This is a genomic window from Rothia sp. HMSC061E04, assembly GCF_001813685.1.
GTDB classification, from domain to species: Bacteria; Actinomycetota; Actinomycetes; order Actinomycetales; family Micrococcaceae; genus Rothia; species Rothia mucilaginosa.
Genome location: NZ_KV813694.1, coordinates 95,795 through 122,296, shown reverse-complemented (window position 1 = coordinate 122,296; position 26,502 = coordinate 95,795). Strand labels below are relative to the sequence as shown.

Below are 26,502 nucleotides of genomic sequence, written 5' to 3'. Positions count from 1 at the left end.
GTCAATTGCTCTGCCAATTGAGCTAGAGGCGCTTGCTTGTTTCAAGGTTTCCCTTGCAACAGAAAAATACTATACGCGAGTTTTTGTGGTGTGCGCAAGTTGATTTGACGTGAGTCTGGACACATTGTTTGGGTGGGGTGTGTGGGACACTAGACTGTGTGTATTGCATGGGGCGCGTCCGCCCTTGGTACTGTGTGGGGCGCATCCACCGCTCCCCTGCTGTTCCCTGTTGATGTTTTGAGGAGTTATTGATGAGCGTTCGTCTTGAGCCGGGTACCCCGGCGCCTGCTTTTACCCTTGCTGACGCTTCGGGTAAGGAGCACAGTCTGAGTGATTATGCGGGCAGCAAGGTGATTTTGTATTTTTACCCGAAGGCGTCGACTCCGGGTTGCACTAAGGAGGCGTGCGATTTCCGCGATAATTTGGCCTCGTTGAAGTCGTTGGGTTACGTGGTGTTGGGTGTTTCTCCGGATTCGCCGGCGGCTATTGCTCGTTTTGTGGAGAAGGAGTCGTTAACGTTCCCGCTGCTGTCTGATGCTGATCATGCGGTGGCTGAGGCGTATGGTGCGTGGGGTGAGAAGAAGAATTACGGCAAGGTATATGAGGGCCTGATTCGTTCGACGTTTGTGATTGATGAGCAGGGTGTTATTTCTGTGGCTCAGTACAATGTGCGTGCGACGGGTCATGTGGCGAAATTGCGTCGTGATTTGGGTATTGACCCGAAGTAGAGTCACGTTTTCTGGGGTTTGCGTATCGCCGTTCTGTTACTTCTTGAGGGGGTTGTTGTTCGGCGTGTTTGCGGACTTTTTGCCCTATGGGGGCTTCTTTTAAGGCTTGGAGAACCTTGGTTCCTGGTGTACACTAATTTTTTGTTGCCTCAGACGCATGCATCTTCGGATGTGGGGTGACGCTACGCGCGAGTGGTGAAATTGGCAGACACGCAGGATTTAGGTTCCTGTGCCTTATGGCGTGGGGGTTCAAGTCCCCCCTCGCGCACACACATTCACATTGGGCCCGCCGTCACGGTTTTCGTGGCGGCGGGTTCTCTTGTATGTGCCTTGCCGGGGTGGGGGTGTCTCGCCCGGTTGGGTGTTGAACCGTTATCCTGAGAAATAAGCATCCGCGACGGAAGAGAGGACCCTCCCGTGCAGCATCAGCCTTATGCATCGTCAGCTGTTGGCAGTTCTGATGCGCTGCTGCGAGCCACTGCCGGCTCGAGTGGCTTGAGTCGACGTGCCGTTTTGCGTTTTGGCGCGCTTTTTAGTGCTGGTTTGGCGCTTTCTGCGTGTTCTGGTCAGTCTTCTGCTGGTTCTTCGGCGAGTGCGAGCGCGTCCTCTGCTGATGCGCGTCGTGTGTTTCGTTTTGCGCAGGGTGCGGCGCCGTTGGGTTTGGATCCGGCGTTGTTTCCTGTGGCGAGTACGTATCAGGTGACGGCGCAGGTTTTGCAGACGTTGTTGGTGGCGAATCATTACACGGGTGATCCCGAGGTTCAGGATTCGTTGTGTAGTGAGTGGACGGTTTCTGATGACCGTTTGGTGCATACGTTTGTGTTGCGTGAGGCGCATTTTAGTAACGGTTCTGCATTGTCTGCGGATGCTGTGGTGCAGAATTTCCAGAGGTGGCAGGCGTTGGCTACGGGTGAGGGCACTGCTGCTTTGGCGGTGCCTGCTCAGCCGTTGTTTGCGTGGGGTTTTGGTGTGCCGAAGCCGGGTTCTATCGATCCTTCGGCGGTGGAGCCTGCGCCTGTTCAGGCGTCTCCGTCGGGTGCGGCTACTCCGTCTGCCTCTGCAAGTGCTTCCCCGTCTGCTTCTGCGAGCGCTTCTGATGCTGCGCATCCAGATGAGAAGAAGGGTGCGCAGCACGCTTCTGCGCCACATACGGTGCAGTCTTTCTTGCCGCTGGTTTCGTCGGTGGTGGCGAAGGGTAACTCCGTGGTGGTGACTTTGTCGCGTCCTTCTCTGGCGTTCCCGCGTATTTTGACGCAGCAGGCGTTCGGCATTATTGATCCTTCGCTTTTTGGTGCTGACCAGAAGCTGACGGGCACCCCGGTGGGTACGGGTGCATTCCGTGTGGAGTCGTTCGAGGCTGGCACGGTGCGTCTGCTGAAGAATACCCATTTTGATGGTCAGGCACCTGAGCTGGATGAGATTCAGATTTCGACCCTCACTTCGTCGGATAAGCGTTATTTTGCGCTGATGGAGGGTCATATTGATGCGTGTGATCAGGTGAATTCAACTGACCTGGGTCAGTTGGCGCGTGATGGCTATCAGACTCCTGGCCGTGACCCATTCTCGCTGGTGTATTTGGACTTGAACACGGCGCATCCGGTGTTGAAGAATATTTCGGTGCGTCGCGCTATTTCGCATGCTGTGGATCGCGGTGCGTTGCGTCAGTATTATCCGCAGGGCACCTCGGATGCGCAGACGCTGATTTCGCCGTCGTTCCGAATTAAGGCTGATGATGCGAAGGATTACACGGACCGTAATCAGGATATGGCGCGCTCGCTGCTGACGGCTGCTGGTTATGACAATCAGGTGATTGAGTGCTACTACCCTGCCGATGTTTCTCTGCCGTGGATGGATACTCCGCAGAAGGTGTATTCGGAGATGGTGGGTTCGCTGATTGAGGTGGGTCTGAATATTAAGCCGGTGCCGTTGCCGTGGGCTGAGTATTTGAAGAAGAGCCGTGATGTTTCTTCTGAGCGCGGTATTACGTTGGCTGGTTTCTACGGCATGTACCGTGACCCGTATGCGTTCTTTGGTCCGGTGTTGGCGCAGTTAATTGCGGAGCATCAGGTGCGTTCGTTGATTACGAATGCGCCGACGGATATGACGACGGGTTTGACTAAGAAGAATTCTGATTTTCCGTCGTCGCGTGGTGCGGATTCGAATGTGCAGATTTCTGCGACTCCGAGCCCGCAGCCGAGTTATTCGCCGGATCCGTTGTCTCCGGAGGAGGAGGCTTCGGCTTCGCCGAGCCCTTCGGCGACTCCTTCGCCGTTGCCTACTGCTGCGGCAGTGGCGCCGTCGCCTCGTTTTACTGAGGTGATGGAGGCGATTCGTACTGCGGATTCTGCTGTTTCGGTGGATTCGCAGCGTGAGTTGTATGCGAAGGTTGTGTCTCAGTTGGGTCAGTTTATGCCGGCGGTTCCGTTGTTGAATGTGACGTCTAAGGTGGCTGTGAGCCGTGAGGTTCAGGGTTATCAGACGGAGCAGAATGCGATTGAGCTGTTTGGAAAACTGCGTAAGTTGTAGATAGTTCAGGTTTGAGTGTTGCATTGTGCACATGTTTGGCGTGTCTGGAGGGTTTTTGCCTTCCAGGGAAGCTAGCATGTGAACTGCAACACTCTCCTGTTATTTGCTGATTCTAGCTATGCCTCCCCCGCTAAAAGGAGTAGGCTAGATGATGTACCCCACAGTCATTGTGCCCAAGGACGGGCACCCTCACCCTAAGGGAGAATTCAGTGGTAGCACGTACTGAACGAACCGACGTCGTCCTGGTCGGCGGCGGCATCATGAGCGCCACCCTCGGCGTGTTCCTCAAGGAGCTCGAACCGACCTGGAATATTATCCTGCTCGAACGTCTCGACAAGGTTGCTCAGGAATCCTCCAACCCCTGGAATAACGCAGGTACCGGCCACTCGGCACTGTGCGAGCTCAACTACGCTCCCGCTGGTCCCGACGGTACTGTCTCCGCGGCCAAGGCGCTGAACATTAACGAGCAGTTCCAGGTTTCCCGCCAGTTCTGGGCCTCCCTGGCTGAGAAGAATATTCTGACGGACACCAGCTTCATCAACCCGGTACCCCACATGTCCCTGGTCTTCGGCGAAGACCACTCCAAGTACCTAGCTGCACGCTACGACTCTTTCCGCAAGGAGAAGCTCTTCGAGCGTATGCAGTTCTCCAATGACCGCGAGAAGATTGGCGAATGGGCACCGCTGACCGTCAAGGGCCGCAAGGGTAACGAGCCGATGGCCGCTACCTGGTCCCCCGAAGGTACCGACGTGAACTTCGGCTCCCTCACCGAGCAGCTGGTCGATTACCTACAGACCAAGGGTGTTGAGGTTCGCTACGGCTACCAGGTCACCAACCTGAACCGCGAGTCGAACGGCTCCTGGCAGGTTCAGGCGATTAACCGCACCAACAAGAATGAGCCTCTGAGCATCAACGCGAAGTTCGTGTTCCTCGGTGCCGGCGGTGGCGCCCTGGGCCTGTTGCAGAAGTCCGGCATTGAAGAGGGTAAGGGCTACGGCGGATTCCCCGTCTCCGGTCTGTTCCTGCGCAACACCCACGAGGCAACCGCAAACCAGCACAACGCTAAGGTGTACGGTCAGGCTTCGGTGGGTGCACCTCCCATGTCTGTCCCCCACCTGGACACCCGCTACGTGGACGGCAAGCGCGCCCTACTCTTCGGCCCCTACGCCGGTTTCAAGACGAACTTCTTGAAGCAGGGTTCCGTACTGGATCTGCCGAAGTCCCTGCGCCTGCACAACCTGTACCCCATGACCCGTGCAGGTCTGGATAACTTCTCCCTGGTCAAGTACCTGCTCACCGAGCTGTTGCAGAACAAGAACGCTCGCCTGGAGACCCTGCACCAGTACTACCCCGAGGCTGACGGTAGCGAGTGGGAGCTCATTGAGGCTGGTCAGCGCGTCCAGATCATGAAGAAGGACGCGAAGAAGGGCGGCATCCTGCAGTTCGGTACCGAGGTTGTTTCTGCAGCTGACGGCTCCATTGCGGCTCTGCTGGGCGCATCCCCCGGTGCTTCTACTGCGGCTCCGATTATGCTGAACCTGCTGGCTAAGTGCTTCCCCTCCAAGATTGCCGGTTGGGAGCCCCGCATCAAGGAGCTCATCCCCGGTTACGGCGTGAAGCTCAACGACAACCCGGACCTGGCTGATGAGGTTATGGCTCACACCGCTAAGGTTCTGGGTATTCACAACTAGTTTTCAGTTAGGCTCAGCAGGTAGCTTTATACCCTAGCTGACGAGCCTTTCTGAGGCTTTTCGGGGCTGTTACCCTCTCTAACTGACCGACAGGTCAGCTATCTGCACTCGCAGAAAAATGCGGGAGGGTCAGAAAACCCTATAATGTCACCGCAGGGGCGGGAAGGACAGCTCATTGTTCTCCTCGCCCCTTCTGTGCGCCCACACGCTAAAGCTACTAGGCGCACCACTGTGTACACCCCACTCATTCAAGGAGCCCCATTGGCTGCACACACCGGCTCTTCCACGGACACCTCCTCATCCAAGGTATCCGCCGGAGCTCGACGCGGACTCTTCTCCCGTAAGAAGAAGCCCGCGGCCCCCAAGTACGCAAGCGTGAAACTGCGCGACTTCCCCAAGGGAAGCATCCTCTACATTCTGCGCCGTGCCATCTACAAATTCGGCGCAAACGGCGCAAGCGACATGGCGGCAGCACTCACCTACTTCACCGTGCTGTCCATCTTCCCCGCCCTGCTGGCGATTGTCTCCCTACTGGGCGTATTCGGTCACGGTGAGGAAAGCGCCGCCGTCATCCTCGCCTTCCTCAAGGACAACGCGCCCGCCCAGATGTACGCCATTATGGAAGACCCCATCAAGCAGATTACCGGCGACCATGGCGCAGGATTGGTGCTATTGACCGGTATCCTCAGTGCGATCTGGTCCGCCTCCGGGTACACCGGATCCTTCGGACGAGCTCTCAACACGGTCTACAACGTGCGTGAAGGCCGCCCCGGCTGGATTCTCAAGCCGCTGAACGTCTTCGTCACCACCGTGATTATCATCCTCATGGTACTCATGATGCTCATGCTGCTGATGGGCGTAACCGTCCTGGACATGGTCGGTCGGTATGTACCCAAAACCGTGGATATGGAGCTCATCAAGCTCATCTGGCTTAACGGCCGCTGGGTCCTCATCCTATTCATGGCAATCGCCCTGATCACCCTGCTGTACGCCGCCACCCCGAACGTGCGCCGCTTCAAACAGTGGAAGCTCTCCCCCGGTGCGGCGCTGGCACTCTTCGGCATGGGCCTGGGCGGTTTCGGTTTCACCCTCTACGCCAATAACTTCAGCAAGTACAACGCCACCTACGGCCTTATTGGTGGTGTAATCGTGATGCTGCTGTTCATCTGGATCATGAATAATATGCTCCTCTTCGGTGCGCACCTGGACGCAGAAATCATGCTCATGCGCCAGGTACTCGCCGGCGAAGACGACCGCGGACACCTGAAGGTTCAGCCGCGCAGCACCACCGCATCCCGTGCGATGAAAGAACAGAGCGAACGCCTCATGTCCGCCGGACGCGAATTGCAGCAGCAGGCGGCAGGCCAGGACATGCTCCCCAAGCCGAAGGGCCCCTCCATTGCGGATCGCGTGCAGAAGGCGGTGGACACTAACACCACCATGATTCGCACGTTCATTGCCGACGGTAAGGAACGCATCGAAAACGGTAAGGAACAGCTGCAGCAGAAGCAGGCGAAGGCAGACGCCACGGCGGAAGCTACCGAGTCTGAGGCGAAGGTTGACTCTCAGCAGGAGGCGCTCTTCGACCAGGGCACCGATAACTCAACCGGTGCGGCACAGAAGAACTAAGCGGCAGCTCAGCTGAGCGCGTACCGCCTCAAAGTATCAAGGGCGCGAGATAGAAAAGGGCGCGGGACAGAAATCCCGCGCTGGTCACTAAGATAGAACTATGACCAGTGCAGATTTCTCTCCCGCGCCCTTTGCCGTACCCAATGCTGTTGTACCCGGCACTACCCTGCCCGACCTCGAGTACACCCTCTACCAGCCGCAGCAGCTCAAAAGCCGCGTCCCCGCTCTCATGATTCACGGCTTCGCCACCCGCGGCGAACAGCTCTACGGCGGCACCAGCTGGATTCGCCAATACCTGCGCGCCGGATACCCCGTGCTGATTGTTACCCTGCCCTACCACTCAGACGAATACCTCAAAGACCCCGAATCCATGCACGCCATCGATTGCAAGCTCCCCGACAACACGAGCGTGCGCAGCCGCACAATTCCGTTCGATTCGGTGCCCCCTGTCGATGCGGCAGGTCAGCCGCTGACCCCCATGCACCTGTTCACCAACCTGCTCGCCCAGCTGCTGCGCACTGTCGCCACCGAGAACGACCTCGGCGTTGAGCTGGAGCCCCGCGCGCACGTTATTGGCTTCTCCTTCGGCGCCCGCGTCGGCTGGGAACTCGCCCTCACTCACCCGGAGGCGGTCGCCTCCCTCACCCTGGGCGGTCTGCCCCTGCACGACCACCTCATCACCCTGCGCGCCATGCTCGAAGCGCACGAGGGTACCAGCGTCACGGCGGATAGTGAAACCCCGGCGGCAGACTCCACCGACGAGGCGATCGCCTCCTTCACCTCGATTATTGACAACTCCCCCATTCAGCCCGACGCGCTGCTGAAGTTCGTGCGGATTCCCTTCGGCCCGTTCTTCAACGTGCCCGCCCTGCGTGCCGGATCCCCGGACCTACCTGCCGGTCACCCGGGCGCGCATCCGCACGCACCCGTTGCGGTCGTGCTCGGCGACGCGGACACCATCGCCGCCGACGGTGCGGAACTCTACGACATGGTGCGCGGCAACAACCCGCTCAACCGCTTCATCTCCCTACCCGGCCGCGACCACGTCAACGCGCTGACCTCGGGTGCGTTCCGACGCGGTGCGCTCGCTTTTGCAGCAGAGGTGGAGGCGGCAGAGGTAAACGCGGCAAGGTAGAAGCGTCTGAGTAGGCAGCCGCAGGCTACGGTGTCCGGGTTCCGGGCGGAATAAGCGACAACGTCATAAAACGTCAAATTCGCGGGGGTGCTTCACTATCAGCTTTATCGTGCACCAGGTGCGCCAATGCTCGTAGAATGGGAACGTATCAAAAAACCTTTATCTGCGGTTGGGTCTCAACCGCACCTCAGCAAAGGAGCACCATGCACAAGGTTAAGGCTGTCGTAGCCCTCGCCCAGGACGCACCCGTCACCGTCACCACCATCAACGTACCCGACCCCGGCAAGGGCGAAGCACTCGTCAAGGTCCTCACCTGCGGTGTCTGCCAGACCGACCACCACTACGTCACCGGCGGCGTCGGCCAGGACTTCCCCTACCTGCTCGGCCACGAATCCGCAGGTATCGTCGAGGCTGTCGGCGATGACGTCACCAACATCGCCCCCGGCGACCTGGTCATCCTCAACTGGCGTGCAGTCTGCGGCGAATGCCGCGCATGCCGCAAGGGCCAGCCGCAGTACTGCTTCGCAACCCACAACGCAACCCAGAAGATGACCCTCGAGGACGGCACCGAGCTCACCCCCGCACTGGGTATCGGCTCCTTCGCGGAGAAGACCCTCGTCGCAGCCGGTCAGTGCACCAAGATCACCGCTGACATCAGCCCCGAACAGTACGCAGCAATCGGTCTGCTCGGCTGCGGCGTTACCGCAGGTCTGGGTGCTGTTCTGAACACCGGTGACCTCAAGCGCGGCGAGTCCGTCGCAGTTATCGGCTGCGGCGGCGTCGGCACCGCAGCAATCGCAGGCGCACAGCTCGGTGGCGCAACCACCATCATCGCCGTCGACATCGACGAGGATAAGCTGGCACGCGCACGCGAGCACGGCGCAACCCACACCGTGAACTCCTCCAAGGTCGACCCCGTTGAGGCCATCAAGGAACTCACCGGCGGCTTCGGTGCAGACCTCGTCATTGACGCTGTCGGCGTCGCCCCCACCTTCAAGCAGGCATTCGAGGCACGCGACCTGGCAGGCCGCGTCGTCCTCGTCGGCGTGCCCGCACCCGGCGCCACCTGGGACATCCCGCTGGATGAGGTCTTCGGCCGCGGCGGCTCCATCAAGAGCGCATGGTACGGCGACACCCTGCCTTCCCGCGACTTCCCCGAGTTCGTGGACCAGTACCTGCTCGGCCGCCTCGACCTGGACAGCTTCGTCTCCGAGCGCATCCGCCTCGAAGACGTCAACGAAGCATTCGAAACCATGAAGACCGGCCGCGTGCTGCGCTCGGTCGTGGAACTCTAGGACCGTAGCGTGGAACGTATTGAACGAGTCGTCACCTCCGGCACCTTCTCGCTGGACGGCGGCTGCTGGGATGTTGACAACAACGTCTGGATTATCGGCAATGACTCCTCCGTGATTATCATTGACCCCGCCCACGACGTCGACAAGATCTCCCGCACCGTCGCAGGCCGCACCGTGGAGAAGATTCTGCTGACCCACGCCCACGACGACCACATCCGTAGCGCAAAGGAGGCGGCAGAACGCTTCGGCGCACCCGTCTATCTGAACCCCGCAGACCGTGTGCTCTGGGAAATGGTGTACCCCTCCTGGGACTTCGACCACGAACTGGCTGACGGCGATGTAGTGCGCATCGGCGACACCGACCTGAAGGTCCTCGCCACCCCCGGCCACTCCCCCGGCTCCGTGTGCTTCTACGCGCCCACCCTCAGCTGGGAGAACAGCGAAGGCGTCGTCTTCTCCGGCGACACCCTCTTCAACGGCGGCCCCGGCGCAACCGGACGCTCCTACAGCGACTTCGACACCATCATCGAGTCGATCTCGACCCGCCTACTGACCCTGCCCGAGTCCACCGCGGTCCTCACCGGCCACGGCGACAGCACCGGCATCGGCCTGGAAGCACCCGAGCTTCCGGCATGGATCAAGCGCGGTCACTAAACCGGTAGGCCTCACGCTGAATTCTCACACGGAGGTTCTCAGGCTGAGGCTCACCACAAACCGAGCACGGTACACAAAAGGCGGATGCCCCGCCACCTGCAGAAGGTGGCGGGGCATCCGCCTTTAAACATGCGCTAATTACGTTCCAATTGATCCCAAGGAGCCAGCTGCTCCTCACGCTCCTTACGCCACAAATAGCCAAACAAATGACCCAACGCAAAATACAGAGTCGCAATAATCACCGGAACCATAAACGCATTACGGTAATACGGAGCATCGCCCATATAGCCGCCCCACATGCTACCCAACGCCATGCCAATGCCCAGCATCGAACGAGTAAAGAAGCTCGCCTGAGCATCTGGAATACGCTTCATCGAACGATTCAACAACAGCTCATGACAGGCAAAAGCCACACCCAGCGCTGCACCGCAGAACACCAAAGCATAGAAAATCGTGGACGTATCATCACTCACCGGCAAATACAGGACACTCATAATCAGCAGAACGCCGCTCACCAGCCAACCATGCCACGGGTTCACCGAACGGGCACCCAAAACCACGGGGAAAGCCACAAGCACCATCGCGCCGGTACCGGTCGCGACCATCGCCATGAACAGGTTCATCGAACCGTGAATCAGCGAGAAGCCCAGCAGACTCGAACCGACCGCGCCCATACTCGCACCCAGAAGCACCAGACCAAGAATCACCACCACCGTCTGCTTATTCGGGCGGACCAGGTTTTTCGCCGGAGACATGCAAAGACGCGAAATATCCGGCAGCCACATCGGCGCGGCCAGCACCACAATGAACAGCAGCGCATCCAGAATCATCGTGATCCAGAAGCCCGCATACTCATGATTCGGGGTGATGTATGCATCGCCCAGCCACACCAGCAGAGCACCCAGCGGGTACATCGACAGGTTCGCCGTCGTACCCCAAGAAACAGCCGTCAACAAGCGAACATCAGTGTACTTATAGTTGCGGCAGTACAGCGGCTCCAACGCAAACGGCGTCCACGGCGGAGTCGTAAAACCCATCGCCACGCAAGAGAGCGCAGTGTACATCGTACTTACATTATTCGGGTCAACCGTCAAACGCCAACCAATGACCAGCATATTCAGCACCGCAGCAATATTCAGCACCGACATAATCGCCATCAACGCCCTCAAACCCAGGGCACGCACCAGCATTGGGCCGAGCATAATCTGCACCGAACACGCAACAGCAAACGCCGCCACCGCATAGCCGCCATCATGCACACTACCCAGGTGGCTCGCCAACAGAATATACAGCGCAAACGCCGAAGAAGCCGACGGAACGTGGAACAGAATCGTCAACACATTACGGGCAAAACCCTCATCACGGAGCACACCGCGCAGATGGTAACGCTGCTCCTTACCGTTACGCAGAAACAACGCCCAATGCTGACGCAAAATATCCGGTAGCGAGACGTTCGTATTAACCTCATCCGCAGCCGGCATCGGTCGCGGCGGCAACTCCTGCAACACGTGCTCATTACTGCGCACCACATCCATCAAAGACGTACCCGGAACCGTGGGAATACCCGTGCCCGAAGCACCCAACTTATCCGGCGAATCGGAGGCGGGCGCCACCTTCATGGTGCGCGGAGGAACCTCCGGCGCAGATGCGCTAGCGTGCGCATCAGCCGAAGGTACCGCACGATACGTTGAGTTCGGGTCCCTATCCTGAGGTGTCGAGGTCATCATCTCTTTCACGAATAAGCCGCCGGACATGCCACAACAGCAGCCCGGAAGCGAATTTATGTCTAATAGGAGTTTACCCTCACCGACGAGCCGTTCTGACCCTTTTCAACCACAATCTGGGCGGGAATACGGTTCTTCATCTCCTCCACATGCGAAATCAGGCCAATAGTGCGTCCACTATCACGCAGAGACTCGATCGTGCCCATCACCATGTCCAAGGTCTCAGCATCCAGCGTGCCAAAACCCTCATCAATGAAGAGGGTATCCAACTCGATGCCGCCGTTATTCGCCTGAACAACCTCAGCCAGACCCAACGCCAACGACAGCGACGCCAAGAACGACTCACCACCGGACAGTGACGACGCCTCACGCGGCTCACCCGTCCAAGTGTCAGTAATCTCAAGGTTCAGGCCGCCACCGGAACGGCTACCCTTCGCACGGTGATCGCTGAACACCATGCCGTAGCGGCCCTCACTCATACGGTCCAAATGCAGCGACGCCGACTGCAGAATACGCTCAAACTCGGCACCCAGCACATAGCTGACCAGGTCAACCTGATGCTCATAACCGCCCAGAGTGTCACCGCGGGCAGCCGCCGCCAGATTAGCCAGCATCTGCGCACGGCCATAACGCTGCGCCGTCTGCGCACGGAACGCCGCATACTCGCCACGCAACGCCTGCAAAGAACGCAGCATGCTCTCCCGCTCACCCTCACGAAGAGTCAAACGGTGCGCCGCCGCACGCAACTGCTCAACCTGCTCACGCACACCCTGCAGATCATCCGGCGCCTGCTCACCAGCGGCAGCACGCGCCGCCACCGCAACAATCGCCTCACGACCAAATCCATCAAGGAGGCGGGCATGCTCCAACTCATACGCGGCAACAGCCTGCTCCAGCGCATCAACACGCTCGGGGGTACGCACCGCCGCCTGCACCAGCTCAGCGCTCTCAAACGAAGACTCAGCCAGCAGACGCTCAGCCTGAGCCGCCGCCAAAGCATGACGTTCACGCGACTGCCCCAACAGCACCACAGCACGAGCAAGACGCTGATGCGCCGCACGGTAACCTTCAACAGCCTCAACACGCTGCGCAAAACCCACCGCCGCACGAGCAGGCGCTAGCTCAGCCGCAGCCGCCTCACAGCGTACCGCAGCGTCACGGTGACGAGTTTGAGCCTCAACCGTGACGCCCTCGATGGTGCGTAGCGCCTCCTGAGCCTTCTGATGCTCAGCACGCACCCGCTCAACCTTCACCAGCACGCCATCACGCGCAGTCACGCGCGATTGAGCCTGCGCGAGGCGGGTCTGTGCCTGCTGCAGCTGGGCGGCAGTCTGCTCAACATCGCACTCCCCCTGAGCCACCAGGGTCTCGTACTGGGTTCGGGCAGCGGCAAGCGTCTCGGAGGCTTCCTGGTGCGCCTTGGTCGCCCGGTCCTTAGCCAGTTCGTGGGCGCGCGCCTGCTTGTGGGCCTTGTCCTCATGCTCCTTGGCAGCATCCAGGTCGGCACGCTCAACCAGCTGCTCACCCTTGGCAATCTGCGCGGGGGCGGGGTGCTCGACCGAGCCACAGACCGAGCAGGGTTCGCCATCCTTGAGCTCGCGCGCCAGCAGCGAGGACGCCTGGGCGAGGCGCAGCACCTGCAGGTTCTTGAACTCCTCCGTCGCGGCGAGCGCCTGCTGAGCCGAAGCCTGCCACTTTTCCTGTGCCTTCTGCTCGGCGGTGGCGGTACGATTACTCTGCTTCTGGGCCGCGGCGACCGCAGCGGAGGCGGCATCCAGCTTCTGCTGCATCTGCTGGGCGGCATCGTGTTTCTGCTGCGCCTCGGTGACCAGGTACGCGGCGAGGGTGCATTCCTCGTCGACGGTGCTGTAGCCCGCGAGTTCTTCGGCGAGCTGCTCGGCCTGGGCGGTGAGGTCACTCAGCATCTTTTCGGCACGCAACTTGTCCTGTTCGAGGGAGTTAGCCTGCTTCAGCAGGCCGGCTGTGGCGGCTTCCTCCTCGGTAAGCTGCGCGTCCTTCTTTTGCAGGGTGCGCAGGGTATCGAGGAGCGCCTCGAGCTGGAGTTCCTGTTCGGCGGGCTCGAGGGAAGGGAATGAGGCGAAGGTGGTCTCCTCGGGAAAGGTGACCTCCGGCGAAATGTTCTCGTCGCGCAGTGCCGCAAGCAGGGCGTTGCCGTTCTCATCCAGCGCAGAAGCACAGGCTGCTTGGTCCCGTTCCCGTGCGGCGAGTGCCTGCAATTCGGTATGGACCTGCGCATACTGTGCGTGCAGGGGCGCGGCGGCACGTGCCTGCGCCAGCTCTTCACCCTGTGCCTTGTGCTTGTCGGAGCGTTCGGTCAGGCGGGTACGGCGCTCGCAGAGCTGCTCGTATTCGCGCCAGTCGGCCTGCAGCTGGGCGCGTTCGGCAAGCAGGCGGGTGTTCCGGTCGGCTTCGTCGGTGAGGCGCTGCTGCTCCTGCTTTTCGCGTGCGGAGGTTTCGCGGGCGCATTCTACTCCGCCAGCAACCCATCCGTCAAGGGTTTCGGCGGTGACGCTCTCAGCGGTGAGCGGTTCGGAAGTCTCCGCCTCCGCAGAGCCTTCGATAGTGGAGCCCTCCCCTGCAGCATCTTCAGCGTCCGGATCCGCAGCATCCAGTAGCGTCTGCAGGGCAAGCATTTCTACGCGGGCACGTTCAAGGTAGACGCGCTGGGTGTTTTTGTCCTGGGCGACTTCCTGCTGAGCGGTTTTCGCTTCTTCGGTGAGTGCGGCGAAGAGCTGTTCGTAGTGTTCGACAGGGAACATCTTTTTGAGCAGTTCTTTTCGTTCTTTGGGCTTGGACCTGAGGAATTGCGCGAACTGGCCCTGCGGCAGGAGCACGACTTTGAGGAATTGTTCTTTGGTCAGGTGAGTGCGTTCGACGATGGTGCGGTTAACTTCGGCGACGCTGCTGGAAATCGGGGTCCAGGCTTTTTCGTCGGCGGGGTCGGCGCCGGGTGCGAGTTCGGCAAGGGTTGCTTTGGCGCTTTCTTCACGCATCTGGCCTTTGCGGGCGCCGCGGGTGATGGGTTTATTGTAGGCGGGGGTGCGGTCGATACGCAGGCGCTTGCCGTGGAGAGTGACGTCAAGTAGCACGCGCGGTTTGGTGCCGCTGTGTGCCGCGTAGGTGGAGTACAGTTTGGCAGATTCGCGGTCGCTGCTGGTTTCGCCGTAGAGGGCGTAGCAGATGGCGTCAAGGATGGTGGTTTTACCGGCGCCGGTGGGGCCGTTGAGCAGGAATACGCCGGCGTTGTTGAGGGTGTCGAAGTTAATTTCTTGGCGCTTGGGGTATGCCATGAAGGCTTCGAATTCGAGGCTGTGCAGGATCATGCGTTGTCCTTGTGGCTTTTGATGTGGTCGCTGAGGGTGGTGATAACGTCGCGTTCTTCGCTGGTGAGGGGGCGGTTGCGTACGTATTGGTGGAATTGGTCGAAGGCTTCGACGGGGTCGGCGTCGCGGTTGGGTTGTGCGGCGGCGGGTTTGCCGGCGGCGGGTTGGGTGCTGCGGTAGCTGAAGTGGGAAATGGTTTCGTAGCGGCTGCGCAGGCGGTCGACGGCTCCGACGGGTAGGGTTTCGTCGGTGAGTTCGATGCGGCAGTAGTAGCCGTGTTCGTAGTCGGTGTGTTCGGGGCCGTTGAGTAGCTGGTCCATGGTGCCGCGCAGGGTTTTCATGTGTACGCGGGTTGCCCATTCGTGACTGCTGATGTTGGGTTCTTCACCAGGGTTGAGTTCGATGAGGTAGGCGCCGTTGCGGTTGTGTTCTTCGCTGAATGAGAAGCCGAGCGGGGAACCGCTATAGCGGATGGTGTGGGTGACAGGGTAGCGCTTGTGGATGTGGCCGAGGGCTACGTAGTCGAAGCCGTCGAAGAGGGAGGCGGGTACCCAGTCGATGCCGCCGACGCTGATGTCGCGTTCGGAGTCGCTGCGGGGCGTGGTGTCTGCGCTGGCGGCGATGCCACTGCCGGTGGTGTCGCTGACGGTTGCGTGGCTCATGACGATGATGCGGTCGGCGCCTTCGCCGCGGGCGTGACGTTCTGCGGCGTCGGTGCGGATGGCGTCAGTGACGGCGCCGAGGACGGCGTGGTGGGTGGGGTCTACACCGAGGGCGGTGGCATAGAGGCGCGGCGCGAGGTAGGGGATGGCGTAGACGTGTACGCGCAAGGTGCCGTCGGTGAGTTCGACGGGGCGGGTGGCGTCTTCGAGGGTGGTACGCAGGTGCACGCCAGAGGCTTCAAAGAAGGCGGCACCGTAGCTGAGGCGGCGGAAGGAGTCGTGGTTGCCGGAACTGAGGATGACTTGCACACCGGCGCGCATGAGGCGGGTGAGTGACTGGTCGAGCAGAGTGGTGCTTTCGGCGGTGGGGATGGTGCTGTCGTAGACGTCGCCGCTGATGAGGAGAGTATCGATACCTTCAGCGTGCACGTAGTTGAGCAGTTCGTCGATGAACTGCTGGTGTTCGCGGGTGAGGGGGCTGCGGTGGAAGGTGCGGCCGAGGTGCCAGTCGGAGGTGTGCAGAATCTTCATAGTTTCAGTATGGCACTGCGTTATGTTTTGCGCCTCGCAGTTCGTCATTCAGAGATTGGAGCCCCGCAGCGGCGCACGCACTCAATCCACGGCGTAGGTGCTCATGCGGAGCGGGGGCTCCGTCCTCAAGGCGCCCTGCGCCTCAGAGAAGGCACTCCCCCGCGAGCGTGAGCACGAAGCCGCTTATGCCCTAGCCTCCGCATCCTGAACGCACATGGGATAATCGCCCTATGAGTTTTTCTTCTGTTGAGTTCACGCGTGCACCTGAGGTTTCGGCTGAGTTTGCGGGCAGGGTGCGCGGCTTGTTGCGTGCGTCTGCGTTGGGTGATGCGCTGGGTTATCCCCTTGAGCTACTGTCGGCTGAGCAGATTGCGGAGCGTGCCCCTAAGCCGTGGGATTCGGCGTTTGGTGAGCTGCTGGTCAGTGATGATACGCAGCTGACCTGCTTCACTCTGGATGGCCTGACGGAGGTTTTGGAGTGGAATAATGAGGGCGCGGCGGCAGATGAGTTGGCGTGTTTGTGGTTAGCGTATTTGCGGTGGTTCCGCGGTATTGGTGAGGTTCTGCCGGAGTCTGCGCCGTTTTCGTTGGATCGTGAGATTGATGGGTCGCCCGAGTTGACGGCTCGTCGTGGTCCGGGTGCGGCGACGTTGCGGGCGTTGGGTTCGGGTGAGATGCAGTTGGTGTCGAAGTCGGTGAATCCTGATGCTTTGGGTAGTGGTGCGTTGGTGCGTTCGGCGGCGTTGGGTGTTTTGCCGGTGGCGCAGGAGCGTACGGTAGTTTTGTTGGCGGTGCGTGCGGCGGCGTTGACGCATGGGCATCCGGAGGCGTTAGCTTCGGCGGCGGCGTATGCATTGTTGGTTCGTGATTTGTTGGCGTCGCGGTCTGGCTCGTTTGGTGTGTTATTGGAGGTGGCGCGTCGTGTGGTGTCGTGGTGTGGTTCGGTGGCGGCGGATGATTCGATTCCGGGTGATGCTTCGCGTACGGCGGCGGCGTTGAGTCGTGCTGTTGAGCTGTTGGAGGGCTGTACGGTGCCGGTTCCGGAGGCTGTGGCGGAGCATTTTGGTACGGGTTGGACGGCGCCTGAGCTGTTGGGTGTGGCGTTCTGGTGTGCTGCGGATGCTGTGAAGGGCCTGCCTGCCGATGCCGATGAGGCGACGGTGCGTTGCGCCTTGTTTGAGGGGGTGTGCCGTGCGGTGTCGGTGGATTCGGATTCGGATTCGGTGGGTGCGATGACGGCGGCGTTGTGGGCGGCGGCTGGTTTGCCAGTGGCTGGCGGTGAGGCTGATGCGTGGTCGGAGGCGCTGGGTCGTGTGCGCGGCTTGGATCAGGTGGAGGCGGTGGCGGAACGCTATCTGCGCCAGCTGGGACAGTAGCGGCGCTGAACCTCAACGGCATAGCGGACATGCGTAGCGGGGGCTCCGTCCTCAAGGCGCCCCGGCGCCGTAGAGGGGGCACTCCCCCCCGCGAGCATTGTTCGCAATCCGTCGCAACAAACTGCATATAGACATAGAAAAGGCTCTCCGGTATCTCGGAGAGCCTTTTTGTATGTGCTAGAACTAGCAAAACTAAGCCTTTACGGAGTAGCCGGTCACGCGGAGCGGGGGCTCCGTCCTCAAGGCGCTCAGCGCCGCAGAGGGGGCACTCCCCCGCGAGCGGGAACCGGCTACGTCCGCTCAAGCTAGGTGGTGTTTCCTAGTCCAGGTAGTCGCGCAGTACCTGCGAACGCGACGGGTGACGGAGCTTAGACATGGTCTTGGACTCGATCTGGCGGATTCGTTCGCGGGTCACGCCGTAGACCTTGCCGATTTCGTCGAGGGTCTTGGGCTGGCCGTCGGTCATGCCGAAGCGCATTGCGACCACACCGGCTTCACGCTCGGAGAGGGTGTCGAGCACGGAGTGGAGCTGTTCCTGCAGAAGGGTGAAGGACACTGCGTCTGCGGGGACGACTGCTTCGGAGTCTTCGATGAGGTCGCCGAATTCGGAGTCGCCGTCTTCACCGAGGGGGGTGTGCAGGGAGATGGGTTCGCGGCCGTACTTCTGGACTTCGATGACCTTTTCGGGGGTCATGTCGAGTTCCTTGCCGAGTTCTTCGGGGGTGGGTTCGCGGCCGAGGTCCTGGAGCATCTGGCGCTGCACGCGGGCGAGCTTGTTGATGACTTCTACCATGTGCACGGGGATGCGGATGGTACGGGCCTGGTCTGCCATTGCGCGGGTGATGGCCTGGCGAATCCACCAGGTTGCGTAGGTGGAGAACTTGAAGCCCTTGGAGTAGTCGAACTTTTCGACGGCGCGGATGAGGCCGAGGTTGCCTTCCTGGATGAGGTCGAGGAAGAGCATGCCGCGGCCGGTGTAGCGCTTGGCGAGGGAGACGACGAGTCGCAGGTTGGCTTCGAGCAGGTGGTTTTTGGCTCGCTTGCCGTCGTGGACGACCCAGCGCAGGGCTTTTTTGAGGTCTTTGTCCATGTCGGGGTTTTCGGCGAGCTTGTGTTCGGCGTAGAGGCCTGCTTCGATGCGCATGGCGAGGTCGACTTCTTGCTGTGCGTTGAGCAGGGAGACTTTGCCGATCTGCTTGAGGTAGTCCTTGACGGGGTCGGCGGTTGCGCCGGGGGTGACGACGCGCTGTGCGGGTGCGTCGTCGTCGTCGTTTGCGGTGAGGACGAAGCCGGAGCCTTTGGCTGCTACTTCTTCTGCGGCCTTCTTTTCTTCTTTTTTGGCTACGGTTTCTTCGTCTTCTTCGTCGGTTTCGTCTTCGGCCTCGGTGGTGTCGAGGTCTTCGTCGAGTACGAGGTCGAATTCATCGTCGTCGTCACTCTTTTTGCGGCGGCCACCGGTCTTGCGCTTGGTTGCGGTTTTGGTGGTGGTGGTTTTGCGGGTGCGCTTGGGCTTGTCTGCCTCGGTTTCGGCAGTGCTTTCGGCACCGGTTTCGGCGGTTGCGCCGGTGGTGTCTTCGGGTGCCGCTGCGGCTTTGGTGGTTGCCTTCTTGGTGCGGGTGGTCTTGGTGGTGGTTTTTGCGACGGTTTCTTCGGTTGCGTCGCCGGTCGCGGTCTTCTTGCTGGTTGCAGGTGCCACTAGAACCCTTTCTGGCTTGTGGTGGGGTGTTTTGTTTGCAAAACACCTAAGACCCTGTCAAGTCTGTGCTGGCGTCCTCGGTCGGGGTGTTTGCTGCGTTTGTCCGGTTTAACGCTGTGGGGGCGGGTTTTATTCCGCGTGCGTTGGGTGGTTTGCAGGGTTCCGTTGCTCGTTGTGTGGAGCGGTTTGAGGGCGCGTTATAGCGCATTGACTGTACGGGGTCAATATATAAGTATTGCAGATTTTTGGTTGCTTTCAACTTGACGCGCTGTTTGGGTGGCTTGTGGGCCTGGTTTTGGGTGGGTGCGGCTGTGTGTGGGAGGGGCGTGCCCGGTGGCGCGCCCCTCCCTCGTTTTGTACCTCGCTTTTAGGTGCCGGGCTTTTAAGGTTTTCGGGGTTTGAGGGTGCTGATGGGTTCGCGGTGTGTTCCGGGGCCGCCGCAGATGGTGTGTTTGATCCAGGCGGGTAGGTTGCCTGCGTTGAGGTGTACGTCGAGGATGTTGAGGTCCTTTCCGGAGGTGTGGCGGCGGGCTTCTTGGCGGAGTAGGCGGGCGTAGGTGCTGTAGCCCTTGTACCAGTTGGTCCAGGCTTGGGTGTTGCGTAGCGCGGCGTATTCTCCGTCGGTGCTGTGGGGTGTGAGTAGGCTGGTGAGTAGTTCGAGTGCGTTGAGGTGTGCCCAGTGGGGGCTGTCTAGTTTTCCTTTGAGGGCGGTGAGGTAGTGGGTGTAGGCGGCGTGGTGTTTGGTGAGGTATTCGCTGTTGGTGCAGCTTTCGTCGATTCGTTGTTTGAGGTTTTCGAGTTTGTTGTGGGCGTTGTGGTCTTTAGGGTGTTCCTCGAGGCGTGGGAGCAGGTCGCGGCTGATGGTGTTGAGTTCGGCGGCGCTGGCGAGGTCGGCTGGGGTGAGGTTTTCGAGTGCCCAGCCGTTGAGGTTGGTGTGCTGGACGCTGCGGTTCTGTTGAATGGTGCGGCTCTGTTGGATAGTGCAGTGGGTGCGGCGGATCCAGTCTTGCCATTGCACACATTTTTCAGGCACGGCGCGTACGTGTGCCTGTTCGGTGCCTACTGTGGCACTGAGCGCGTGGGTGAAGCTGGCGGGGATGTAGGTTTTGCGGGTGATGCGGGTGCCGTAGTGGGGTGGTTCGAGCGGCGCGAGGTCGGGGCTGGGGTATCCGCCGCCGAAGGCGTGGTAGGTGTATTGGGCGGAGTAGTGCAGGTAGGCGAGCGCTTTTTGGGCGTGGTTGAGCCCGTAGCCGGCGAGGTAGGTGAGCATTTCGGCGGTGATGGGGTTGAGGGTTACCGGTGCGATGGAGGCGCGTAGGTGCCCGGCGACTTCGGCTGGGATGAGCTCGCGGAGTACATCACCGATGGTAGGCGCATCACCGGTGGTGGGATTGCCAGCGTTATCGACCGGGTGGGTGGTGAGCAGGTGCGCGGCGGCGTTGATGGCGGCGTCCCAGTAGCAGAGGTCGATTTGGGCTTGGCGGTAGATGGTGCGGACGCCCTGGCGGGCTTCGTCGTGGCGGATGGTGTAGGTGTGGCCCCAGAGTTCTACGGCGTTTTCCCAGTCGTGGCGGGTTTCGGGGTTGACTGTGGGGTCGGTGTCCCAGGGGCTGTGGGCGTAGCTGTGTTGGGCGGTGTTGGCGATGGTGTTGCCGTGGCGGGTGAGCCAGGTGTAGTAGCTGCTGTGGCGGATTTCTTCGATGGGTGCGAGGAGGGTGAGTGCTTGCTGTTCGGGGTTGAGCGCCCAGATGCTGGCGCCGCCTGCGTAGATAATGTCTTCGCAGCGTAGTTCACTGACGATGCGCGGGTCGTGGAGCAGGTGGAGCCATGTGTTGATGGGGATTTGGGTGTCGACGTCCTGTTGGATTTCTTCGATGGCGGCAAGTTGTGCGGTGTTGGGGTGCAGTTGGCGTTGACGTACGGTGTTGTCACCGTCGATGATGATGGCGTAGAAGCGGGTGAGGGTTTCGCCGTTGTGGCTGCTGGGGAGTTTGGTGAAGGTTTCGTGCAGGAAGTCGGCGCGTTCGCTGTGGGTGCAGGGTTCGTCGGGTAGGTTGACGCGCAGGCTGGGGCCGAGGGTGTTGTCGGTTGCGGTGAGGATGATGAGTGAGTGGTCGGGCCAGTAGCCGTGCTGGTGGAGGGCACAGCTGAGCACGTCGTATTCGTTGCGGATGGGCGGGGGCGTGTCGTAGCTGCTGTGGAGGTGGTCGCTGTTGGGGGTATTGCCGTTGGAGATGTTGTTTGCGTTCATGCCTTCACGGTGGCATGGTTTGCACGGGTGCGTAGGTTATACAAATAAATCTGTGGATACTTCGGTTCATGTGTCCGAAGTATCCACAGATTTATTCTTATTGTTCGTTTGTGTGCTGGGGTTTGTCCACAGCGGCGCGGGGTGCCGCGTCATAATCTGTCACGCAATACCTGGCGGGCGGTATCCACGAGCCAGGTTCGCGGCGGGCGACCCTCCGCTCCTCTATGACTCGTGTTCCCCCGCGGTATCCCCTACTGCGCGCACCTATTGTTCGTCGAGGAACCGTTCGAAGAGCGCACCAATCTCGTCGCGGCTGGGCACGTTGTGTGCGTCGCGTCGCGAGAGGGGAACCGCAATGTCGGAGGTGCGGAAGTTCTCGTCGTAGTTCTCTTCCATGGTCGTAATCATGCGACCAATTTCGGGGTTCTGCTTGACCTGATCGTTGATCTGGCTGTGCACGTGGCGTGCGGCTTCGCGCAGATCCTCTGTGGGTAAGGAGAGGTGCGCCGCCATGCCCACGTGTTCGAGGGCGGTGAGGGTGCCCTGCGGAAGGTCCGCCTCCGAAATGTACTGGGGGATGTTCACGCCGAAGCCGACGGTGTCGATTCCGTTTTCGGTGAAGAGCACTTCCAGCAGGTTGGTGACGGTCGCGTGTACGTCTGCGCTGGGCTTCCACGGGGAAATACCGCGAATCAGGTCTTTACGGGAACCGTGCGCGGTAATCGGGAAGGGGCGGGTGTGCGGCACCGGCATGGGGAATGCGGAGACCAGCACGACCAGGGAGGGTTTGACCCGCTGGGTGATGGTCAGCACCGCCTTTTCGAAACGCCGCCACTGCAGGTCCGGTTCGGCACCAGTGAGCAGCAGGAACGGCTTGTCGAGACTGTCTTCTACGGCGTAGAGCTTCAGCTGCGGGTATTGCGGCTTTTCGAAGTGGTCTTTTTCGTAGCGGATGTAGGGGCGGCGGGCACGGTAGTTGTGCAGTTGGTCACTGTCGAACTCGACAATTTCGATGTTTTTGAGTTCGCTGAGCAACACCTGGCCGAGCTGGCCTGCGGTGGAGCCTGCGTCTTGCGGGCTGGAGAGAGCGATGATGAAGGTTAGCCCGTGCATCCTGGGGTCGTCCAATATTTTGGTGTTGGCTAAGTAGAGTTCTTCGGGGTTTAGCATTACGCCTCCTCACTTCTGTCTGGTTCGCGCCGCGTTCGGGTGGGCTTAGTGTTTTCTGCCGGTACCCGAGGTGTTGGGGCGAAGGGGCGTCTTCTGTTATCTGACGCTTTCCGTAGTCTTTCATTTTATGCCACTACTGCCCTGTCTCGACAGTGTGCGGGCTTTTCTCGCAGTAGGTGAACTTGTTTGGTGTCTTGTCGACGTTCTTAAGACGCTGCTGCTCGGCTTCTTGTGCCTTTTCTGTTCTGCCAGCTGTTCGGGGTGAGAGCTGAACCTCACGCCCTCCTACATATCCGTGTAGAGTAGAAGCAGTAGTCCGCGCGGCTTTGCGCGGCGGTATTCATCCTCAGTCTTCGAGGGCCTACAGTTGAGTTTTTCGGGCGAGAGGATGTGCCCCGACTATTTTGAGAAGACATACGCAAAGGAGTAACGATGTCTCTGTCTCTGTCTATTCACAGCACCGACCTTGAAGCGCTCGAAGCTGACGTTCTGGTTCTGGGCGTTTTGAAGGGTTCGGACGGTGCGTATCTGGCGCCGAGCTCCCTGTCTGCGGACTCTGTTGAGGGTATTAACGAGCTGCTGGAGGCGCTGGGCGCTTCGGGTGCGCCCGATCAGCTGTTGCGTCTGCCCGGCCTTGAGGACACCGGTGCCGGCATTGTGGCACTGGCGGGTCTGGGCTCTGATACCGCTGAGGGTCAGGAGCGCCTGGATGCTCTGCGTTACGCTGCCGGTTCTGCGGCTCGTCAGCTGGTTGGTTCTGCTGAGGAGGTCGCTTTCGATTTCGGTGTTTCTTCGGTAGAGGAAATTGAGGCTATTGCTCACGGCGCTGTGCTGGGCAACTTCATTGAAGAGGGTCTGCGTTTCAAGACTAAGGATTCGATCAAGGAAGAAATCGAGTCCATTCTGATTGTTTCTTCGATTGAGCAGGAAGAAGCTGAAGAGGCTCTGGTGCACGGCCTGGTTCTGGGTGAGACCGCTAAAGACGCTCGCCGTCTGGTGAACCTGCCCCCGTCGCACCTGTACCCGGAGACTTTCGCTGAGTTCGCTGCTGAGGTCGCTGAGGATTACTCGAACATTGAGATTGAGCTGTTCCACCACGACCGCCTGGCTGAGGAGGGCTTCGGCGGCATTTCCGGTGTTGGTCAGGGTTCGCCCCGCAAGCCGGTTCTTGCCGTTGTGAAGTACACCCCGGAGAACCCGAAGGCTCACGTGGCTCTGGTTGGTAAGGGCATTACCTTCGATACCGGTGGCAACTCGCTGAAGCCTGCCGCTTCGATGATGACCATGAAGTGCGATATGGCTGGTGCGGCATCGGTTCTGAGCGCTGTGGTTGCTTCCGCTGAGCTGGATGTTCCGGTTGCTGTGACCGGTTACCTGTGCCTGGCTGAAAACATGCCCGGCGGTCACGCACTGCGCCCGGAGGACATTATCACCATGCGTGATGGCCGTACCGTTGAGGTGCTGAACACTGACGCTGAGGGCCGCCTGGTCATGGCTGATGGTATCGCTCTGGCTTCCGAGTCGAACCCGGATGTCATCCTGGATATCGCTACCCTGACCGGTGCCGCTATGGCTGCTCTGGGTCTGCGCACTGCGGCTCTGCTCGGTGACGAGGAGATTCGTGACCGCGTGATTGCAGCCGGCGCTGCTGCGGGTGAGGCTTACTGGCCGATGCCGCTGGAGTCCTACCTGCGCAAGAGCCTGGAGTCCCCCGTTGCTGATCTGAAGAACATTGGTTCCCGCTACGGTGGCGCGCTGACCGCGGGCCTGTTCCTGAAGGAGTTCGTGGGCGAGGGTATCCCCTGGGCCCACCTGGATATTGCGGGCCCCGCGTTCAACGAGGAGTCACCGTACGGCTTCACCCCGAAGGAAGGTACCGGCTTCGGTACCGCTACCCTGGTGAACTTCATCCAGTCGTACGCTAAGTAGTCTGCTTCGCTGGGCGCGCATCCTAACTGGTGTCCCTTATCTGGGTACGCGGCCGCACAGCATAGGGCTAATTCAGAGGAGGGCTTTCCGGTATTTCTATCGGGGAGCCCTCCTCTGCGTCTATTCTTGACTGGTTCTGTTCTTGACTGGTTCTGTGCGACCGCTGTGGTGGTCCTGCCATCTGACTGTTCCCTGCCATCTGACTGTTCTATGACGCGCCGCTTTTCTTGAGTTGTGAAAAATTTGCGCTGTTTGGGCGATTAATCGGCTAAAACCGCCCTGAGTGAACTTAAACGACCGTCAACGGGGGTATTGTTGTATTAAGTGTTTTTCTGCGTACGCGGAGGGGCGCGCGATTTTTCGAGCTCGCGGGCCTTTCGCGCATGCTGGGAAACCTACCAATAAATTGGTAAAGAACTCATTGCAGGGGTCTTTAGCCCCAACAACTATGCAAGGGAGCAATATCGTGGCTCAAGAATTCGACATCCTCATCCTCGGCGGCGGTTCCGCTGGCTACTCTGCAGCTATTCGCGCACGCCAGCTAGGCTTCACCGTCGGCCTGATCGAGAAGGAAAAGGTCGGCGGCACCTGCCTGCACACCGGCTGTATCCCCACCAAGGCGTACCTGCACGCTGCTGAGCTGGCAGAAGAGGCACGCGAGGCGTCCAAGGTTGGCGTTAACGCTGTGCTGCAGTCCATCGAAATGGGCAAGGTTCGCGATTACAAGGACAACATCGTCTCCGGTAAGTTCAAGGGTCTTGCAGGCCTGCTGAAGATGAAGGGCGTAGAGGTTATCCCCGGCGAGGGTAAGCTGACCGCTCAGGACACCATCACCGTCGGTGGTGTTGAGTACAAGGGTAAGAACATTATCCTGGCATCCGGCTCGGTCTCCAAGACCTTCGGTCTGCCCATTGAGGGTCGCGTTCTGACCTCCACTGAGGCACTGGAGATGGACTACCTGCCCAAGAGCGCTATCGTGCTCGGCGGCGGCGTGATTGGTTGCGAGTTCGCATCCATGTGGAACGCTATGGGCGTTGACGTCACCATCATCGAGGGCCTGCCGAACCTGGTTCCCAACGAGGACCCGGCAATCATCAAGGTTCTGGAGCGTGCGTTCAAGAAGCGCGGCATCAAGTTCAACACCGGCACCCTCTTCGAGAAGGTTGAGCAGGACGCTAACGGTGCTAAGGTCACCCTGGCTGACGGCAAGGTCTTCGAGGCAGAGATCGTTCTGGTCGCTGTTGGTCGTGGCCCGAACACCGCAAACATGGGCTACGAGGAGCAGGGCATCCCCATGGATCGCGGCTTCGTCCTGGCTAACGAGCGCCTGCACACCGGCGTTGGCAACATCTACGCTGTTGGCGACATCGTCCCCGGCGTTCAGCTGGCTCACCGCGGTTACCAGCAGGGTATCTTCGTTGCTGAGGAAATCGCTGGTCTGAACCCCTCCATCGTTGAAGACGTGAACATCCCCAAGGTCACCTTCTGTGACCCGGAGATCGCTTCCGTTGGTTACTCCGAGCCCAAGGCTAAGGAGAAGTTCGGCGCTGAGAACGTTGAGACCGCTGAGTACAACCTGGCTGGTAACGGCAAGTCCGCTATCCTCGGTGCTACCGGTATCGTGAAGGTTGTCCGCCAGAAGGACGGCCCCATCGTTGGTGTTCACGCTATTGGTAAGCGCATGGGTGAGCAGATTGGTGAGGCTCAGATGTGGGTTGCTTGGGAAGCATTCCCCGAGGACGTCGCTAAGTTCATCCACGCACACCCGACTCAGAACGAGTCCCTGGGTGAGGCTGCAATGGTCCTGAACGGCACCCCGCTGCACAGCGCATAAATTTTGCTGACTGGCGTTAGCGCGTCAGCTTAGTATTGACGACCGTTGGTCGTTAGCGGTTGCCGGGCGTATCCGCTGAACAACGCCCCTATCCGGATGCGCGTCGACGTGCTTTGACGCATACGGCGCGCATCCGGGTCGCCGCTCACATTTTTCTAGTTCAAGCATTCACAAGGAGAACGGGAAAGATTATGTCCCACACCGTAGTACTGCCCGCACTGGGCGAGTCCGTGACCGAGGGTACCGTTACCCGCTGGCTCGTTGAGGTCGGCGACACCATTGAGGTTGACGCACCCCTGGTTGAGGTTTCCACCGACAAGGTTGACA

General features: G+C 60.0%; 17 protein-coding genes and 1 tRNA gene. 12 read left to right on the top strand and 6 right to left on the bottom strand.

Going from position 1 to position 26,502, the window contains the following annotated elements; all coding sequences use genetic code 11:
* The first annotated feature begins 251 nt into the window (after positions 1-251).
* The 8 genes from bcp (at position 252) to HMPREF2927_RS02065 (ending at position 9,658) form a co-directional block, all read left to right on the top strand.
* Positions 252-728 carry a thioredoxin-dependent thiol peroxidase gene (bcp, locus tag HMPREF2927_RS02100; protein WP_005508643.1) on the top strand — a complete coding sequence of 159 codons (477 nt, stop codon included), beginning with the start codon at positions 252-254 and terminating at the stop codon, positions 726-728.
* A 186-nt stretch (positions 729-914) separates the two neighbouring features.
* Positions 915-996: transfer RNA gene (locus HMPREF2927_RS02095), tRNA-Leu, on the top strand.
* 149 nt (positions 997-1,145) lie between these two features.
* Positions 1,146-3,254 (top strand): ABC transporter substrate-binding protein, encoded by a 2,109-nt coding sequence (locus HMPREF2927_RS02090; RefSeq protein WP_070685097.1) that lies wholly within the window; start codon positions 1,146-1,148, stop codon positions 3,252-3,254.
* Between the two features lie 209 nt (positions 3,255-3,463).
* Entirely contained in the window at positions 3,464-4,945 is a 1,482-nt protein-coding gene (locus tag HMPREF2927_RS02085) for a malate:quinone oxidoreductase (RefSeq protein ID WP_070685095.1), read from the top strand.
* Between the two features lie 261 nt (positions 4,946-5,206).
* Positions 5,207-6,574 carry a YihY/virulence factor BrkB family protein gene (locus HMPREF2927_RS02080; RefSeq protein ID WP_070685094.1) on the top strand — a complete coding sequence of 456 codons (1,368 nt, stop codon included), beginning with the start codon at positions 5,207-5,209 and terminating at the stop codon, positions 6,572-6,574.
* A gap of 100 nt (positions 6,575-6,674) precedes the next feature.
* Positions 6,675-7,709: an alpha/beta fold hydrolase gene (locus tag HMPREF2927_RS02075; protein WP_070685092.1), complete on the top strand. Its 1,035-nt coding sequence runs from the start codon at positions 6,675-6,677 to the stop codon at positions 7,707-7,709.
* Between the two features lie 203 nt (positions 7,710-7,912).
* Positions 7,913-9,004, top strand: coding sequence for an S-(hydroxymethyl)mycothiol dehydrogenase (locus HMPREF2927_RS02070; protein WP_070685090.1), 1,092 nt, complete (start codon positions 7,913-7,915; stop codon positions 9,002-9,004).
* A gap of 9 nt (positions 9,005-9,013) precedes the next feature.
* Positions 9,014-9,658, top strand: coding sequence for an MBL fold metallo-hydrolase (locus tag HMPREF2927_RS02065; protein ID WP_070685088.1), 645 nt, complete (start codon positions 9,014-9,016; stop codon positions 9,656-9,658).
* Between the two features lie 134 nt (positions 9,659-9,792).
* Here the strand turns inward: HMPREF2927_RS02065 and HMPREF2927_RS02060 are convergent, their stop codons facing one another.
* From HMPREF2927_RS02060 to HMPREF2927_RS02050, 3 genes are all read right to left on the bottom strand, one after another.
* The gene (locus HMPREF2927_RS02060; RefSeq protein ID WP_246827323.1) at positions 9,793-11,382 is read right to left on the bottom strand and encodes an MFS transporter; all 1,590 of its coding nucleotides are present in this window, start codon (positions 11,380-11,382) and stop codon (positions 9,793-9,795) included.
* Positions 11,383-11,444: 62 nt separating this feature from the next.
* The gene (locus HMPREF2927_RS02055; RefSeq protein WP_070685083.1) at positions 11,445-14,726 is read right to left on the bottom strand and encodes an AAA family ATPase; all 3,282 of its coding nucleotides are present in this window, start codon (positions 14,724-14,726) and stop codon (positions 11,445-11,447) included.
* Positions 14,723-15,919 carry an exonuclease SbcCD subunit D gene (locus HMPREF2927_RS02050; protein WP_070685080.1) on the bottom strand — a complete coding sequence of 399 codons (1,197 nt, stop codon included), beginning with the start codon at positions 15,917-15,919 and terminating at the stop codon, positions 14,723-14,725. Before HMPREF2927_RS02050 ends, HMPREF2927_RS02055 begins: the two co-directional genes overlap by 4 nt.
* 230 nt (positions 15,920-16,149) lie before the next feature.
* Between HMPREF2927_RS02050 and HMPREF2927_RS02045 the strand changes: the two genes are divergently transcribed.
* Positions 16,150-17,295 carry an ADP-ribosylglycohydrolase family protein gene (locus HMPREF2927_RS02045; RefSeq protein WP_070685078.1) on the top strand — a complete coding sequence of 382 codons (1,146 nt, stop codon included), beginning with the start codon at positions 16,150-16,152 and terminating at the stop codon, positions 17,293-17,295.
* Positions 17,296-17,614: 319 nt separating this feature from the next.
* Here HMPREF2927_RS02045 and HMPREF2927_RS02040 read toward each other — a convergent pair whose 3' ends face one another.
* The 3 genes from HMPREF2927_RS02040 to HMPREF2927_RS02030 form a co-directional block, all read right to left on the bottom strand.
* Positions 17,615-18,991 (bottom strand): RNA polymerase sigma factor, encoded by a 1,377-nt coding sequence (locus HMPREF2927_RS02040; RefSeq protein ID WP_070685076.1) that lies wholly within the window; start codon positions 18,989-18,991, stop codon positions 17,615-17,617.
* A gap of 382 nt (positions 18,992-19,373) precedes the next feature.
* Positions 19,374-21,242 (bottom strand): metal-dependent hydrolase, encoded by a 1,869-nt coding sequence (locus HMPREF2927_RS02035; protein WP_070685074.1) that lies wholly within the window; start codon positions 21,240-21,242, stop codon positions 19,374-19,376.
* A gap of 264 nt (positions 21,243-21,506) precedes the next feature.
* Positions 21,507-22,412 (bottom strand): PAC2 family protein, encoded by a 906-nt coding sequence (locus tag HMPREF2927_RS02030; RefSeq protein WP_070685072.1) that lies wholly within the window; start codon positions 22,410-22,412, stop codon positions 21,507-21,509.
* 432 nt (positions 22,413-22,844) lie between these two features.
* On the opposite strand from HMPREF2927_RS02030, the gene HMPREF2927_RS02025 reads away from it, so the two are divergent.
* The 3 genes from HMPREF2927_RS02025 to HMPREF2927_RS08885 all read left to right on the top strand — a co-directional run.
* Positions 22,845-24,341, top strand: a complete 1,497-nt coding sequence (locus HMPREF2927_RS02025) for a leucyl aminopeptidase (RefSeq protein ID WP_070685069.1) — start codon at positions 22,845-22,847, stop codon at positions 24,339-24,341.
* A gap of 448 nt (positions 24,342-24,789) precedes the next feature.
* Positions 24,790-26,175 carry a dihydrolipoyl dehydrogenase gene (gene lpdA / locus HMPREF2927_RS02020; RefSeq protein WP_044142607.1) on the top strand — a complete coding sequence of 462 codons (1,386 nt, stop codon included), beginning with the start codon at positions 24,790-24,792 and terminating at the stop codon, positions 26,173-26,175.
* Positions 26,176-26,366: 191 nt separating this feature from the next.
* On the top strand, positions 26,367-26,502 hold a 136-nt coding region (locus HMPREF2927_RS08885), incomplete at its 3' end, for a biotin/lipoyl-containing protein (RefSeq protein ID WP_305793661.1).